A 15,763-nucleotide genomic window follows, 5' to 3' on the forward strand; every position below is an offset into this window, starting at 1 on the left:
GCCCTATCCTGCCGTGCCGCCCGGGTCCGTGTCCTCGGCGGCCCGCTCCTCCACGGGCCGCGCCTCGGCCAGCGCCACCGCCGTACCGACCAGGCCGATATGGCTGAACGCCTGCGGGAAGTTGCCGAGCTGGCGCCCCGCCGCCGTGTCGTACTCCTCGGCCAGCAGGCCCACGTCGTTGCGCAGGGCGAGCAGCCGCTCGAAGAGCTCGGTCGCCTCCCCGGTGCGCCCGGTCAGCCGCAGGGCGTCCGCCAGCCAGAACGAGCAGGCCAGGAACGCGCCCTCGCCGCCCGGCAGCCCGTCGATCGAGACGCCGTCCGTGCTGTAGCGGCGCACCAGACCGCCGCTGCCCAGCTCCGCGCGCACCGCGTCCACCGTGCCGATCACCCGGGGGTCGTCCGGCGGCAGGAAGCCGGTCCGGGCGATGAGGAGCGTCGAGGCGTCCAGTTCCCGGGAGCCGTACGACTGGGTGAAGGTGTTGCGCACCGGGTCGTAGCCCTTCTCGCACACCTCCCGGTGCACGGCGTCCCGCATTGCCCGCCAGCGGTCCGCGTCCCCGGCCAGGGACGGGTCGTCCTCCAGGCTGCGCACCGCCCGGTCGGCCGCGACCCAGGCCATCACCTTGGAGTGCACGAAGTGGCGCCGCTGCCCGCGGATCTCCCACAGGCCCTCGTCCGGTTCGCGCCAGGTGGACTCCAGGAACCCGAGCAGGCTGAGCTGGAGGCTCCAGGCGTGCGGCTTGTCGTCCAGGCCCGCGTCACGGGCCAGCCGGAGCGAGTCGATGACCTCCCCGTACACGTCCAGCTGACGCTGGCGCACCGCCGCGTTGCCGATCCTGACCGGGGCGGAGTTCTCGTAGCCGCGCAGCCACGGCAGTTCGGACTCGGGGAGTCTGCGCTCGCCGGCCAGCCCGTACATGATCTGGAGGTCGGCCGGGTCCCCGGCGACCGCGCGCAGCAGCCAGTCCCGCCAGGCGGCGGCCTCCTCCACGTAGCCGGCCGAGATCAGCGCGCCGAGGGTGAGCGTGGAGTCCCGCAGCCAGCAGAAGCGGTAGTCCCAGTTCCGTACGCCGCCGATCTCCTCCGGGAGCGAGGTGGTCGGGGCCGCCACGATGCCGCCGGTCGGGCCGAAGGTCAGCGCTTTGAGGGTGATCAGTGAGCGGATCACGGCGTCCCGGTACGGTCCCTGGTACTCGCAGCGGGCGGACCACTCGGCCCAGTCGGTCAGGGCGTTCTCCAGCGCCTCGTAGGGGTCGACGCGCTTGGGCCGCGGCGAGTGCGAGGGGTGCCAGGTCAGGACGAAGGCCACCTTCTCGCCCTCGGAGACCGTGAAGGACGAACAGGTGGAGAACTGCTGGCCCCACGTCTTGACCGGCGGTTCGCTGCGCAGCCAGGCGGAGTCCGGCCCGGCGACGGCGACCCGGTGGCCGTCCGAGCGGCGCATCCACGGCACGATGGAGCCGAAGTCGAAGCGCAGCCGGATCACCGACGACATCTCGACGGTGCCGCTGACCCCCTCGACGATCCGCATCACGTCCGGCTCCTTGTCGCGCTGCGGCATGAAGTCGATCACCTTGACGGTGCCGGTGCGCGTCTCCCAGTACGTCTCCAGGACGAGGGAGTCGCCCGCGTAGCCGCGCCGGGTGCAGGTGTCCGCGCCCTTCGGCGCGATCCGCCAGTGGCCGTTCTCCTCGTCGCCGAGCAGGGCGGCGAAGCAGGCGCCCGAGTCGAAGCGGGGCAGGCACAACCAGTCGACAGAACCGTTTTTGCCGACCAGCGCCGCGGTCTGGAGATCGCCGATGAGGGCGTAGTCCTCGATGCGTGGGGTCACGTCCAGGCGTCTTCCCGAACCCGGCCACCGTTAAGCAGACCGGGTGTCGGGAGAGGCGGGAGTCACCCGTGGGCGGGCTCGGGCTCCGGCGTCGCGTCCTCGTCGTCGGCGGCGGCCGCCTCCGCGGCGGCGACCCGGTCGCGCTTCTCGCGCCGGGCCAGGACCACGAAGCCCACCGGGACCCCGGCGGCGAACAGCCACCACTGCACGGCGTACGCCATGTGCGGGCCGATGGAGCTGTCGTCGGGGGCCTCGATCGGCTCGGGCGAGCCGTTCTGCGGCGCCGGGGCGGTCAGCTCGATGTAGCCGCCGAGCACCGGGCGGTCGAGCAGCCGGGCCTGCTGGGCGCTGCTGATCAGCATCACCTGGCGGTCCGGAAGGTCCGAGATGTCCTTGATGCCGCTCGCACCGGTCGTCTCGTCGGCCTTGAGCCGCCCGGTGATGGTCACCTCGCCCTTCGGGGCGGCCGGTACGTCGGGGAAGGCGTGCTGGTCGTCGGCGGAGGGCACCCAGCCCCGGTTGACCATCACCGTGCCGCCGCCCTTGAGGTCGAACGGGGCCAGCACATGGACACCGATGGAGCCGTCGGTGGCGGTCCTGCGGCGGACGACGACCTCGTGCTTCTCGTCAAAGGTCCCGGTGGCCGTCACGGTGCGCCAGTAGTCCGAGCGCGGAACGGTGTGGCCGGGTGAGGTGAGCGTGGACACGGCGACCGGGTCCGCCTTGAGATTGCGCGAGATCAGGGCGTTCTGCGCGACCTTGTGCTCGTGCCGGTGAAGCTGCCAGAAACCCAGCTCGATCATCGTGGGGATGAGCACGAGCGAGAGGAGGGCGAGGATCAGCCACTGCCGGGTCATCAGGAAGCGGTACACCCCACGACGGTACAACCGGCCGTGGGGTGTCTCGCGCACGGGGTGGCCGAAGGGGTGGCCGCCCCATGTCCTCAGACGCGGTCCACGATGCCCACCTTCCCCTCCGCGCGGGCGCAGTGCCCGCCGCAGAACCAGTGCCCGTCGACCTCGACGCCCTGGCCGATGACCTGGACCCGGCAGTGCTCGCAGATGGGCGCCATGCGGTGGATGGCGCAGGCGAAGCAGTCGAAGACATGCACCGCGCCCTGCGCGTGCACCTCGAAGGACATCCCGTAGTCGTTTCCGCAGACCTCACAACGTGCCATGCGCCACAGGGTGGGACGCGGAAGCGGCGACGGGCGGCCGGCGGGCGGCGAGTCGCCCCCGGTTCACTCCGATGACGGCGTGGGCGCCGGCACCTTCGCGACGGCCGGGGCGACGTCGCGCAGGAGGTGCGTGAAGGCGCTCTCGTCGAGGACCGGGGTGCCGTACGCCTTCGCCTTCACCGTCTTCGACGTCGCCGAGTCCGGGTCGTTGGTGACGAGCAGGCTGGTCAGCCGGGAGACGCTGGTCGCCACGTGCAGCCCGGCCTCCACCGCGCGGTCCTCCAGCAGTTCGCGGTCGATCGAGGTGTCCCCGGAGAACGCCACCCGCATGCCCTGCATGAGTGGTTTGTCCTTCTCGTACCGTCCCGGGTTCGGGTACGGGCAGGCCGGTCGCTTCCGCGAGGCACGCCAGGTCGTGTGTCCCCCGTACGAGGGAGAGGAGCCGGACCGCGGGGTCACCGGCGAGTGCGACCACTCGGTCAGCGGCCGGCACTCCAGCAGCGGCAGCCGCACCCCGTCGCGCGCCGCCGCGTGCAGGCTCGGACGGAACGCCTCCGCCAGCACCCGCGCGTCGTCCAGCGCGTGGTGCGCGCGCTGCTGGACCACGCCGAAGTGCTCCGCGAGGGACGCCAGCTTGTGGTTGGCCAGCGGCAGCCGGAGCTCCTTGGCCAGCGCGATGGTGCACAGCCGCTGCCGGACCGGCGCGGTGACCGAGGCGCGCGCGTACTCCCGCGCCAGCATCGACCAGTCGAAGGCGGCGTTGTGCGCCACGAGCACCCGGTCCGCGAGCCGTTCGGACAGCTCGGCGGCGATCTCCGGGAAGAGCGGCGCCCCCTCCAGCACGTCGCTCGTCAGCCCGTGGATCCAGACCGGCCCCGGATCGCGCTCCGGATTGACCAGCGTGTACCAGTGGTCCTCGACGTCGCCGCGCGCGTCCAGGCGGTAGACGGCAGCGGACACTATCCGGTCGTCCCGGGCGAGTCCGGTGGTCTCCACGTCGACGACCGCGTACCCCTGCGGGTAGGCGGCCGGCCATGGTGCTGCGGTCTGCGGGTCGTCGAGCATGGTCACAGAGAATACGGGCCGACTCGGACAGTCCCCTATTCGGTGCGCGTCCGTGCCCCGGGGCGCCGCGAGGTGAGACCATCCCGGGATGACGCGACCGCCGGAGCACGACGAACCCCACGCCGCCGGCCTGGGCACCCGGCTCAACTGGCTGCGGGCCGCCGTGCTCGGGGCGAATGACGGCGTGGTGTCCACCGCCGGGCTCGTCGTCGGCGTCGCCGGAGCGACCGACGACCGGGGCGCCCTGCTGACGGCCGGGCTGGCCGGACTGCTCGCCGGGTCGCTCTCGATGGCGGCCGGGGAGTACGTCTCGGTGTCCACCCAGCGCGACTCGGAGAAGGCCGCGCTGGCCACCGAGAGGCGGGAGCTCCAGGAGACCCCGGAGGCGGAACTCGCCGAGCTGACCGGCTTGTTGGAGGGCAAGGGGCTGAGCCGTGACGTGGCCCGCGAGGCCGCCGTCCAGCTCACCGAGCGCGATGCGCTGCGCGCCCACGCGGAGGTCGAGCTGGGCATCGACCCGGACGACCTCACCAACCCCTGGCACGCGGCGGGCGCCAGCTTCCTCGCGTTCACCGTCGGCGCGCTGCTGCCGTTGCTCGCGATCGTGCTGCCCCCGGCCACCGCCCGGGTCCCGGTCACCGTGCTCGCCGTCCTCGCGGTGCTGGCCGTGACGGGCTGGTGGAGCGCCCGCCTGGGCGAGGCGGCGGCGGGCCCGGCGGTGCTGCGGAACATGGGCGGGGGAGCGGTGGCCATGGCGGTGACGTATGCGGCGGGGCATCTGCTGGGGGCGGCGGGGGTCTGAGTCTTCAGCGCATTCGGTTGATCCGTTCGGACGGGAAGAGTTCGGCGCCGACGACCGGCGTGTCGCTGCCGAGCGTGATGGTCAGACCGTCGAGGCCGGCCAGCGGTGACAGGTCGTAGACCTCACCGTCGCCGAGGTCCTTCGGTAAGACGTAGAGCGAAAGCGTCTTCAGCCCAGGCAGGTCGATCAGCGGCTCCAGCCCTCGGGGCAGCCGGCAGTGGTAGAGATCGAGTGAGCCGAGGGAGGATGCGCCGCCCAGCGAGGCCAGGTCGAGGTCGTCCAGGTTTTGCAGGGTGAGCCGCCGGAGCTTCCGGATGGTTTCGGAGGCGGACAGATACCGGACCTGGGCCCGTCCGTCGATGCGGAGGCTCCTCAGCTCGGCCCACTGCTCGATTCCTTCCAGACTCAGCTCATTGGCTTGTCCGGTCATGGACAGGAACGTGAGACGGCGGGTCAGCGGCAGCTCGCCGACGCTTCCGACGGGGAAGCGGTGCGCCAGATGGACGTGCGACAGCTCGGTGAACGGCTCCAGTTGGCCGACCGGCAGGTCCGGATGCAGTTGCACCAGTGACAGCCCGGTGAGGGCAGGAGAGTGCAGAGGGCTCAGATCACGAACCCCGGGACACGTGCTGAACCCCACGTCCGTGAGCTCACGCAACTCGGCCAGCGGTGAGAGGTCGGCCAGCTCCTTGTTGTCGAGGACGAAGAGCCGCGCCATGTCTGGGCGGGAAGCCAGTGCGGACAGGTCCGGGTGCGCCCCCTGCAACCGGATCGCGCGAGCGTGGGGGACATGGCTGAGCGCCACCAGCTGCTCCGGCGTGGTCGCGGCAAGGTAGGGGCCGTTCGCATCCCATGACCGCGCCGCCAGGATCTCCCGGGCGTACGCAACGGTGTCGAAACAGCCCCACGCGTCGGACATCTGGGCCCGCACCCAGTCGCGCCCGTCCTCGCGATATCGCCGGATGACCTCATAAGCCGCATCCCCGCCCACCAGCCCCGCCGTCATCACCACGTACCCCGCCGCATCGCTGGCCAGCGCCTCCTCCGGCCCCGGCAGCAGCTCCAGCACCAGCTCCCCCACCGCCGCCAGCGCCTCCGCCTCCTCCCGGCTGCGCGGCGGCAGCAGCGCCTCCGTCCGGTCGCGGATGTCGGCCCGCAACGCGGGCGCCAGCTCCGGTGCGTGCTCCGCGCTCGCCGCCACCAGGAGCACCAGGCGGTGGCGGTGCCGGGGTGCCCGGTCCGCGCGCCTCAGCAACTGCCGCAGCAGCCGCTCCCGTTCGTCCGGCCGGGCGTGGCCCACCGCCATCTGGATCACGTCGTGCCACTGGTCGTCGTGCGCGTTCTTCACGAGCACGCCCAGGTCGCGGGCCTCCACCGCGGCCTTGGCGCCCAGATAGTCCTGGAAGGTGCGGTGCACGAACCCGACCGCCCCTGGCGCGGGTTCGCGGAGCAGGCCGCTCCTGATGAGGAGGTGGGAGAAGACGTCCTCCGGGGTCGCCCGGATCTGGGACATCGCCGTCAGCCACTCGGTCACCAGCTCCAGGGCCTCGCCCCGGTCCGCCTCCGCCAGGCCGTTGCGGATCAGCCAGTAGGCCAGCCGCTGCAGCAGCGCGGTCTGCTCCTCCCGGGTCAGGTCGACCCCCTCCACGCCCGTGATCTCGCGCTCCGTGTCGCGGCGGACGAGGAGCATGTCCAGCGCGGCGTCGTACAGCTCCTTCCGGGCCCTCGGCAGCTGCATGCGCCGGTCGCGGTTGAGCGCGCACAGCAGGGCGCACATCAGCGGGTTGGTGGCCAGCCGGCCCAGATCGCGCCGGGTGACCACCGCCTGCCGCAGCGTCTCCTCGTACGTGTCCAGCCGGGCGCGCTCCCCGTCGGACGCGCACTCCAGGCGGGCGGCCCGGTGCCAGTGCTCGATGAAGGCGCGGATGTCCTTCCCGCGCATCGGCAGCAGCGAGTGCGCCTCGAAGCCGGAGCCGGACAGCCACCCGTCCGGCACCGCGGACGGCCGCGTCGTCACCACGTACCGGGAGCGGGGGTACGCGGTGATCAGGTCCTTCAGCCACCGCTCCGTGCGCTGCCGCAGGCGTGCCGGGACCTCGTCCACCCCGTCCACCAGGACCAGGCCACGCCCCTCCGACAGCAGCCGGTCCGCCCAGCCGGCGGGCGCCGCGCCGTGCAGCGGGACGCCCGCCGCGCGCAGGAAGTCCTCCGGGCCCGGAAGCCTCTCGTCCGAGGTGAACGCGCGCAGGCGCAGGACGAACGGCACGCAGCGGTTCCAGTCCGCCAGCTCGGCGCCGAACGACTGCCGGGCGGCGTTCACCGCGAGCCACTGCACCAGGGTGCTCTTGCCGGACCCGGCCGGCCCCCGCAGCAGCAGCCGCTCGCTCCCCGCGAGGCACTGCTCCACCTTGACCGTCACCCGCTCCGGCCCGCCGGCCTCCCACCACTCCGGCCCGCTGTCCTGCGAGCTGACCGCCAGGCTGATGTAGGCCGTCTCCAGCGGCCAGTCACCGGCCGAGCGGCCCAGGGTCAGCCCGAACAGCTCCATCCGGCTGTGCGCCCGGGCCACGAAGGCGGCGTACCGCTCCTCGAACTCCAGGGCGGCGGCGTCCGGCGCCGGGCCGAGCCGTCGGCGTACGTCCTCCACCAGCTCCCGGGTGCGCTCCGTGGCGCGGGTCTGCTCGACCGCCGCGCGCGCCATGAACGACGGTTCGGCGGTCAGCTGTTCCACGACATGCGCGCAGCACCGGCCCAGCAGCTCCCCGTACAGGCTCCTCGCCCGCTCGGAGAGCCCCGGGTCCGGCGCCGGGAGCGCCGCCGCGAGCCGTGCCGGGTCGAGCCCCGCGGCGAACAGCCGGTCCGCCGTCACCCCGTCCCCGGCCGCGAAGGCGTCCCGTACCGCGTCCACGGCGGCCAGGCGCTCGTGCCCGGGCACATCGGCGTACGCGTCCGCCAGCCGCCCGCCCAGCACCTTCGCCAGCCGGTCCGGCTTCGCGGGGCGGGGGAGCGGGCGGACCGGGTCGGAGACGAGACCGGCGCCGGGCTTGGGTGCCAGCAGCGACCTGGCCACCGCACCGATCACCGTCGTCGCCAGCCTCAGTAACGCAACTTCCAGACCCTGCACGGTAGTTCCTCCCCCAAGTCGCGCCGGTGCGGCGATCGTACGACGCCCGCCCTGTCGGAAGGTGCCAAAGAGTGCTGACAGCGGGTCTCACATACTTGTTGGTAACAACATCTGGCCCCCGGCCGACCCCGGCCCTACCGTGCAGGCATGCCGACGAACCTGCCCGATGTAGTGCTCTGGTCCATACCGGCCTTCGTCCTGCTCACCGTCCTGGAGATGGCGCTGCACCACTTCCATCCCGACGAGGACGCCGCCGGCTACGAGGCGAAGGACGCCGCCACCAGCATCACCATGGGGCTGGGCAGCCTGGTCTTCGACCTGCTGTGGAAAGTGCCCATCGTCGCCGTCTACACCGCGGTGTACGAGCTGACGCCGCTGCGCGTCCCGGTCCTGTGGTGGACGGTCCTGCTGATGCTGCTCGCCCAGGACTTCTTCTACTACTGGTCCCACCGGGGCCACCACGTCATCCGCATCCTGTGGGCCTGCCACGTGGTCCACCACTCCAGCGAGAAGTTCAACCTCTCCACCGCGCTGCGCCAGCCCTGGACCTCGCTGACCTCGTGGCCGTTCTATCTGCCGCTCATCGCCTGCGGGGTGCACCCGGCGGCGCTCGCCTTCTGCTCCTCGGCCAATCTCGTCTACCAGTTCTGGGTGCACACCGAGCGGATCGACAAGCTGCCCCGGCCCTTCGAGTACGTGCTCAACACGCCCTCCCACCACCGGGTGCACCACGCCTCGCAGGGCGGCTACCTCGACCGCAACTTCGGCGGCATCCTCATCGTGTGGGACCGCTGGTTCGGCTCGTTCGCCCAGGAGACGGTGCGGCCGGTCTACGGGCTCACCAAGAACATCCGCACGTACAACCCGCTGCGCGTCGCCACCCACGAGTACGCCGCCATCGCCCGGGACGTGCGCGCGGCGAGGGGCTGGGGCGAGCGGGCCGGGCGGATCTTCCGCGGCCCGGGCTGGCAGCCGGCCGGAGCCGCGCCCCGTACCGCGTCCGCCCCCGCCGCGGCCCCCGCCCCGGAGGGCACCGCGTGAGCGGGCGGTACGCGAGGCCCCTGCTCGTCGCCTTCCTCGTCGCGTGCGCCGTCGACCTCGTCGGCGTACTCACCGGACCCGACTGGCTCCAGCTCGGCGCCAAGCCGCTCCTGATGCCGCTGCTCGCCGGATACGCCCTCGCCCGGCGCGGGCCCCGGCTGCTGATCGCGGCCCTGCTGTGCGGCTGGGCGGGCGATGTGCTCCTGCTGGCCGACTCCGACCTCGCCTTCCTCGTCGGGATGGCCGGGTTCGCCGCCGGGCACGTCTGCTACCTGGTGCTCTTCGGCCGGGCGCGCGGGGCACTGCTCCCGGCGCTCGCGTACGCCGTGGTGCTCACCGTGTTCGTCGCGCTCCTCTGGGACGGGCTGCCGGCCGGGCTGCGCGTCCCGATGGCCGGCTACAGCCTGCTGCTGACCGCCATGGCGTACCGCTCCGGCGTCCTCGGCCGGTACGCGGCGGCCGGCGGGGCCCTCTTCCTGCTCTCCGACGCGCTCATCGCCACCGGCATCGCGGACTGGCCGCAGCTCCCGGCCCCCGGCTTCTGGGTGATGCTCACCTATGTCGCCGCGCAGCTCCTGCTCACCCTGGGTGTGCTCGCCCCGGCCCGGGAGGATGCCGGCCCGGGGGCGTACCGTGAAAGGAGTATCAGCATCTGAGATCAGCGAGGACCCCCACGCATGCGCGCCACCGTTATCCACGCCCCCCACGACATCCGCGTGGAAGAGGTGCCCGACCCGGTGATCCAGCAGCCCACCGACGTGGTGCTGAGGGTCCTGCGGGCCTGCATCTGCGGCAGCGACCTGTGGGCCTACCGGGGTGAGTCCGCCCGGCAGCCCGGCCAGCGCATCGGCCACGAGTTCCTCGGGATCGTCGAGGAGGCCGGGGCCGGGGTGCGCGGCTTCGCCGTCGGGGACCTGGTCGTCGCGCCGTTCGTCTGGTCCGACGGCACCTGCGCGTACTGCGCCGAAGGGCTCACCACCTCCTGCCCGCAGGGCGGCTTCTGGGGCTCGGTGGGCTCCGACGGCGGGCAGGGCGAGGCCGTCCGCGTCCCGCACGCCGACGGCACCCTGGTCGCCCTGCCCGCCGCAGCGGCCTCCGACGACCGGCTGCTCACCGCGCTGCTGGCCCTCTCCGACGTGCTCGGCACCGGCCACCACGCGGCGGTCGGAGCGGGCGTACGGGCCGGCGCGACCGTCGCCGTCGTCGGGGACGGGGCGGTCGGGCTGTGCGGGGTGATGGCCGCCAAGCGGCTCGGCGCGGAGCGGATCATCGCGCTCGGCCGGCACACGGCGCGCACGGACATCGCCCGGGACTTCGGCGCCACCGACATCGTCGCCGAGCGTGGCGACGCGGCGGTCGCGGCCGTACGCGAGCTGCTCGGCGGCGAGGGCGCGCAGTGCGTGATCGAGGCCGTGGGCACCGAGCAGTCGATGCGCACCGCCGTCGGCATCACCCGGGACGGCGGGGCGATCGGCTACGTCGGCGTCCCGCACGGCAGCGGCACCGGGCTCGACCTCGGCGACATGTTCAACCGGAACATCGCCCTGCGCGGCGGCGTCGCCCCCGTGCGCACGTACATCCCGGAGCTGCTGCCCGACGTGCTGGACGGCACCATCGACCCCTCGCCCGTCTTCGACCTGTCCGTCGGGCTCGACGACGTGCCGGCCGGTTACAAGGCGATGGACGGGCGCACGGCGCTCAAGGTCCTCATCACGCCGTGATCCGGCGGTCCGGGGGCCGCCGCGCGCAGCCCCCGGACCCCGATGTCACCAGCGCACGGCGTCCAGCGCGTCCACCACTCCGGCTCCGTAGAAGCCGTTGCGGTTCTTGCCGCCCTCGCATACCGCGTCGGCCGTGCCGTCACCGTCGATGTCGTACGGCTTGTCGCACGCCTTCGCGTCCGCCTCCAGCGTCAGCAGCGCCTTGACCGCGGCGGGCGTCGCGTACGGGTGCTTCGACTTGATCAGGGCCACGACGCCGGCGACGTGCGGGGACGCCATCGACGTGCCGGCCTTGTAGCCGTACTTGCCGCCCGGCAGGGTCGAGAGGATCAGACCGCTCGTCGCGGGGGGCTCGGGCGTCTGGTAGATGGTCGAGTCCCCGCCGGGCGCGGCGACGTCGATGACCCCGTTCCCGTAGTTCGAGTACGACGCCTTCAGGCCCTTCGCGCCCGTCGCCGAGACCGTGACGACGCCCGGGAGCATCGTCGGGATGTCCAGGCACTGGCGCGGGTCGACGGTCCGGCCGCCCGGGGTGGTGTCGTTCGGGCTGGTCGTGTCCTCGATGGAGTCCGCCGCGAGGTCCTCGGCGGAGTTCCCGGCCGCCGCGACGTTGACCGCGCCCTTCCGCTCGGCATACCGGGTGGCCCGGTACACGGCCTCGACCAGGGCGCCCTGGTCCGGGTCGTTCTTGCAGTTGTACATCCACGGGTCGGTGTAATAGCTGTTGTTGGTGACGTCGACCCCGTGGTCGGCGGCCCAGACGAAGCCGCAGACGACGGACTCGGTGTAGAAGAAGCCGTCCGGGTTGGCGACCTTGATGCCGGACACCTTCACGCCCGGCGCCACGCCCGTCACGCCGACGCCGTTCTTGGCCGCCGCGATGGTGCCGGCGACGTGGGTGCCGTGGTCGCTCTCGCCGGGGTTGGGACGCCAGGCGCCCTCCGTGGTGTCCGGGGCGCCCGACACGCAGTTCGCGGAGGCCGCGCGGTCGAAGTTGGGCGCGAGGTCCGGGTGGGTGTCGTCCACCCCGGTGTCGATGACCGCGACCGTCACCCGGGAACTGCCCAGCGACTTCTGGTGGGCCTTGTCCGCCTTGATGGCCGGCAGGTCCCACTGCAACGGCTCCATCGGGTCCTGGTCCGCCGTCGCCTGCGCCGCCGCGGCCTTCTCCTGCGCGGCCGTCAGGGGCTGCTCGACCCCGATGTCCTTGGTGGCCTGGGGCACGATCGGGTTGGTGCGCGTGGCCCCCGCCGACTGGACGCCCCTGACCTTGCGGACCGTCTTCGCGAAGTCCGGGTTCTTCGAGTGGACGACGATGACACCGATCCGGTCGTAGGCGATCACCACCGTGCCGCCGGCCCGTTCTATCGCCTTGCGCACCTGCTTGACGGTCCCGGGACCGCCCTGGGTGTTGACCACGTACGACAGTTCCGGTCCGTCCGCGGGCACCGCCGCGGCGGGGGCACCGTGCCCCGCCGGTGCGGCGGAGGCCACCCCCGCCGGCAGGAAGCCGAGCGAGGCGGTGAGGGCCAATCCGACGGGCAGCGTCAGTGCGCGCGTCCGTCCGGATACCAGATGAGCCATGGGGTCTCCACTTCATCCGTGTCAGCCGACCGGACACACGGCGTGCCCGGTCGCGTACATGACCAGTGAAGCTAGCGCCGATCATCCCGGCACATCAATCGATTCGCACGAACACGTGCTCATCGGTCCCCCCGAAGGGGTGACGGAGAGCGGGGGCGAACCCAAGTGAACCGCTTCGCCGCGGGCTGCGTGCCGTTGTCAGGGGAAGCGCACCACCACCCCGAATACGAGGTCCCCCGTGCAACCGACCGTCCCCACCACCGCACCCGCGTCGCGAGGAGAATCCGTGGCTACCGATGCACCGCCGCCCGAGGGCAATACGGAGAAGAGCCCTGCCCAGCCCACGACCGAGGCGTTCCTCGCGGAGCAGGCCAGTGCGGAGTTCGGCGAACTGCGCCGCTCCCACCGTTCGTTCGCCTTCCCGCTGACCATCGCCTTCGTCCTCTGGTACCTGCTGTACGTGCTGCTCTCCAACTACGCGGGCGGCTTCATGGGCACCAAGGTCTTCAGCGACATCAACGTGGCCTTCGTCTTCGGCCTCGCCCAGTTCGCCACCACCTTCCTCATCGCCTGGTTCTACTCGCGCCACGCCAACGCGAAGCTGGACCCGAAGGCCGAGGCCATCAAGAACCGCATGGAGGCCGACGCATGAGCGCCGCGTACCACTCCCACACCGCCGTGACCCTCGCCGCCTCGTCCACCAGCGAGCACCGGCCGCTCATCATCACGCTGTTCGCGGTCTTCGTCGCCGCCACCCTCGGCATCACCGTCTGGGCCGGCCGCCAGACCCGCAGCGCCGCCGACTTCTACGCGGGCGGGCGCCAGTTCACCGCCTTCCAGAACGGACTCGCGGTCTCCGGCGACTACATGTCCGCCGCGTCCTTCCTCGGCATCGCCGGCGCCATCGCCCTCTTCGGTTACGACGGCTTCCTCTACTCCATCGGCTTCCTCGTCGCCTGGCTGGTGGCGCTCCTGCTCGTCGCCGAACCCCTGCGCAACTCGGGCCGTTACACCATGGGCGACGTCCTCGCCTACCGGATGCGCCAGCGCCCGGTGCGCACCGCGGCGGGCGTCTCCACCATCATCGTGTCGATCTTCTACCTGCTGGCACAGATGGCGGGCGCCGGAGCACTGGTCACCCTGCTCCTCGGCATCAGCAGCGACGGCGGAAAGATCCTCATCGTTGCGCTGGTCGGCGTACTGATGATCGTCTACGTCACCATCGGCGGGATGAAGGGCACCACCTGGGTCCAGATGGTCAAGGCCGTCCTGCTCATCGCCGGCGCCCTCCTGATGACCCTCATGGTGCTGTGGAAGTTCGACTTCAACGTCTCCGACCTGCTGGGCACCGCCGCCGAGAAGAGCGGCCACGGCTCCGCGTTCCTGGAGCCCGGACTGAAGTACGGGGCCACCGGCACCTCGAAGCTCGACTTCCTCTCCCTCGGCCTGGCCCTGGTCCTCGGCACCGCGGGACTGCCGCACATCCTGATCCGCTTCTACACGGTGCCCACCGCCAAGGCCGCCCGTAAGTCCGTCAACTGGGCCATCGGCATCATCGGCGCCTTCTACCTGATGACCATCGCCCTGGGCTTCGGCGCCGCCGCGCTGATCGGTCCGAAGAACATCGAGGCGCCGGGCAACACCGCCGCACCGCAGCTCGCCGAATACCTCGGCGGGACCGGCACCACCGGCGGCGCGATCATGCTCGCCGTCATCTCCGCCGTCGCCTTCGCCACCATCCTCGCCGTCGTCGCCGGACTGACCCTCGCCTCCTCGTCCTCCTTCGCGCACGACATCTACGCCAACGTCATCCGCAAGGGGCAGGCCACCGAGAAGGAGGAGATGAAGGCCGCCCGCTGGTCCACCGTCTTCATCGGCGCCGCCGCGATCGTCCTCGGCGTCTTCGCCCGCGACATGAACGTCGCCGGACTCGTCGCCCTCGCCTTCGCCGTCGCGGCCTCCGCCAACCTGCCGACGATCCTCTACAGCCTCTTCTGGAAGCGCTTCACCACCCGGGGCGCGCTCTGGTCGATCTACGGCGGCCTGGCGTCCTCCGTGATCCTGGTGCTGTTCTCGCCGGTCGTCTCCGGCAACGAGAAGTCCTCGATGTTCAAGGGCGTCGACTTCTCCTGGTTCCCGCTGGAGAACCCCGGCCTGATCTCCATCCCGCTCGGCTTCCTGCTCGGCTGGATCGGCTCGCTCCTGTCCAAGGAGGAGCCGGACAAGGGCAAGTACGCGGAACTGGAGGTCAAGTCCCTCACCGGCATCGGGGCCCACTGACCACGCCCGTACGAGGTCGCGTCGTAGGGTCCTACGACGCGACCTCGCCGCGCCTCGTGCAAACGGGCCCCCTCCGCCCCCACCGGTCTCGCGTAGGCTCGAAGGAGTCAGATACCGCGACCGGGACACCACCGGGGGAGGGGGCCACCGTGCTCATCGACACCTACGGCCGGGTCGCCACCGACCTGCGCGTCTCGCTGACCGACCGGTGCAACCTGCGCTGCACGTACTGCATGCCCGAGGAGGGTCTGCAGTGGCTGGCCAAGCCCGATCTCCTCACCGACGACGAGATCGTCCGGCTCGTCCGCATCGCCGTCACCACGCTCGGCGTCACCGAGGTCCGCTTCACCGGCGGCGAACCGCTGCTGCGCCCCGGCCTCGTCTCCATCGTCCAGCAGTGCGCGGCCCTGGAACCCCGTCCGAGGATGTCCCTCACCACCAACGGCATCGGGCTGAAGCGGACCGCCGCGGCCCTGAAGGACGCCGGCCTCGACCGGGTCAACGTCTCGCTCGACACCCTGCGGCCCGAGGTGTTCAAGACCCTCACCCGCCGCGACCGCCACCACGACGTGCTGGCCGGCCTGGAGGCCGCCCGCGACGCCGGGCTCACCCCCGTCAAGGTCAACACCGTCCTGATGCCGGGGCTCAACGACGACGAGGCCCCCGACCTGCTCGCCTGGGCCGTCGAGCACGGTTACGAGCTCCGCTTCATCGAGCAGATGCCGCTGGACGCCCAGCACGGCTGGAAGCGCGACGGCATGATCACCGCGGGCGACATCCTCGCCTCCCTGCGCACCCGCTTCGACCTCACCCCCGAGGACGACGGCGAGCGCGGCTCCGCCCCCGCCGAGCGCTGGACCGTCGACGGCGGACCGCACCGGGTCGGCGTCATCGCCTCCGTCACCCGCCCCTTCTGCCGGGCCTGCGACCGCACCCGGCTCACCGCCGACGGACAGGTCCGCACCTGCCTGTTCGCCCGCGAGGAGACCGACCTGCGCGGGGCGCTGCGCTCGGAGGCGCCCGACGAGGAGATCGCCCGCGTCTGGAAGCAGGCGATGTGGGGCAAGAAGGCCGGATCCGGCCTTGACGACCCGAGCTTCCTCCAGCCCGACCGCCCGATGTCCGCGATCGGCGGCTGA

At 72.0% G+C, this 15,763-nt stretch carries 13 protein-coding genes; 7 read left to right on the top strand and 6 right to left on the bottom strand.

The window, feature by feature from the left end; genetic code table 11:
* Positions 1-3: 3 nt before the first annotated feature.
* The 4 genes from G3I41_RS17690 to G3I41_RS17705 form a co-directional block, all read right to left on the bottom strand.
* A complete protein-coding gene (locus tag G3I41_RS17690; protein WP_164401187.1) occupies positions 4-1,830 on the bottom strand; it encodes a glycoside hydrolase family 15 protein in 1,827 nt (608 codons plus the stop codon).
* 62 nt (positions 1,831-1,892) lie between these two features.
* The gene (locus G3I41_RS17695) at positions 1,893-2,702 is read right to left on the bottom strand and encodes an SURF1 family protein (RefSeq protein WP_164401188.1); all 810 of its coding nucleotides are present in this window, start codon (positions 2,700-2,702) and stop codon (positions 1,893-1,895) included.
* Between the two features lie 71 nt (positions 2,703-2,773).
* Entirely contained in the window at positions 2,774-3,007 is a 234-nt protein-coding gene (locus G3I41_RS17700; protein ID WP_026171732.1) for a hypothetical protein, read from the bottom strand.
* 63 nt (positions 3,008-3,070) lie between these two features.
* Entirely contained in the window at positions 3,071-4,078 is a 1,008-nt protein-coding gene (locus G3I41_RS17705) for a DEDDh family exonuclease (protein ID WP_164401189.1), read from the bottom strand.
* A gap of 82 nt (positions 4,079-4,160) precedes the next feature.
* On the opposite strand from G3I41_RS17705, the gene G3I41_RS17710 reads away from it, so the two are divergent.
* The gene (locus G3I41_RS17710; RefSeq protein ID WP_164401190.1) at positions 4,161-4,874 is read left to right on the top strand and encodes a VIT family protein; all 714 of its coding nucleotides are present in this window, start codon (positions 4,161-4,163) and stop codon (positions 4,872-4,874) included.
* 4 nt (positions 4,875-4,878) lie between these two features.
* On the opposite strand, the gene G3I41_RS17715 is transcribed toward G3I41_RS17710, so the two are convergent.
* On the bottom strand, positions 4,879-7,998 hold the full coding sequence (locus G3I41_RS17715; protein ID WP_343242161.1) for an NACHT domain-containing protein: 3,120 nt from the start codon (positions 7,996-7,998) through the stop codon (positions 4,879-4,881).
* Positions 7,999-8,145: 147 nt separating this feature from the next.
* Here G3I41_RS17715 and G3I41_RS17720 point away from each other — a divergent pair, with 147 nt between their 5' ends.
* The 3 genes from G3I41_RS17720 to G3I41_RS17730 are packed head-to-tail and all read left to right on the top strand — an operon-like array spanning position 8,146 to position 10,760.
* A complete protein-coding gene (locus G3I41_RS17720; RefSeq protein ID WP_164401191.1) occupies positions 8,146-9,039 on the top strand; it encodes a sterol desaturase family protein in 894 nt (297 codons plus the stop codon).
* Entirely contained in the window at positions 9,036-9,695 is a 660-nt protein-coding gene (locus G3I41_RS17725; RefSeq protein ID WP_164401192.1) for a lysoplasmalogenase, read from the top strand. The genes G3I41_RS17720 and G3I41_RS17725 overlap by 4 nt, the downstream gene beginning before the upstream one ends.
* A gap of 21 nt (positions 9,696-9,716) precedes the next feature.
* Positions 9,717-10,760: a zinc-dependent alcohol dehydrogenase family protein gene (locus G3I41_RS17730; RefSeq protein WP_164401193.1), complete on the top strand. Its 1,044-nt coding sequence runs from the start codon at positions 9,717-9,719 to the stop codon at positions 10,758-10,760.
* Positions 10,761-10,805: 45 nt separating this feature from the next.
* Here G3I41_RS17730 and G3I41_RS17735 read toward each other — a convergent pair whose 3' ends face one another.
* Positions 10,806-12,344, bottom strand: coding sequence for a S8 family serine peptidase (locus G3I41_RS17735; RefSeq protein ID WP_164401194.1), 1,539 nt, complete (start codon positions 12,342-12,344; stop codon positions 10,806-10,808).
* 286 nt (positions 12,345-12,630) lie between these two features.
* On the opposite strand from G3I41_RS17735, the gene G3I41_RS17740 reads away from it, so the two are divergent.
* From G3I41_RS17740 to moaA, 3 genes are all read left to right on the top strand, one after another.
* Entirely contained in the window at positions 12,631-12,996 is a 366-nt protein-coding gene (locus G3I41_RS17740; protein ID WP_164401195.1) for a DUF485 domain-containing protein, read from the top strand.
* Positions 12,993-14,624: a cation acetate symporter gene (locus G3I41_RS17745; protein ID WP_164401196.1), complete on the top strand. Its 1,632-nt coding sequence runs from the start codon at positions 12,993-12,995 to the stop codon at positions 14,622-14,624. Before G3I41_RS17740 ends, G3I41_RS17745 begins: the two co-directional genes overlap by 4 nt.
* Before the next feature lie 149 nt (positions 14,625-14,773).
* A complete protein-coding gene (gene moaA, locus G3I41_RS17750; RefSeq protein WP_164401197.1) occupies positions 14,774-15,763 on the top strand; it encodes a GTP 3',8-cyclase MoaA in 990 nt (329 codons plus the stop codon).

It is taken from the genome of Streptomyces sp. SID9727, assembly GCF_010550605.1.
Taxonomy (GTDB): Bacteria; Actinomycetota; Actinomycetes; order Streptomycetales; family Streptomycetaceae; genus Streptomyces.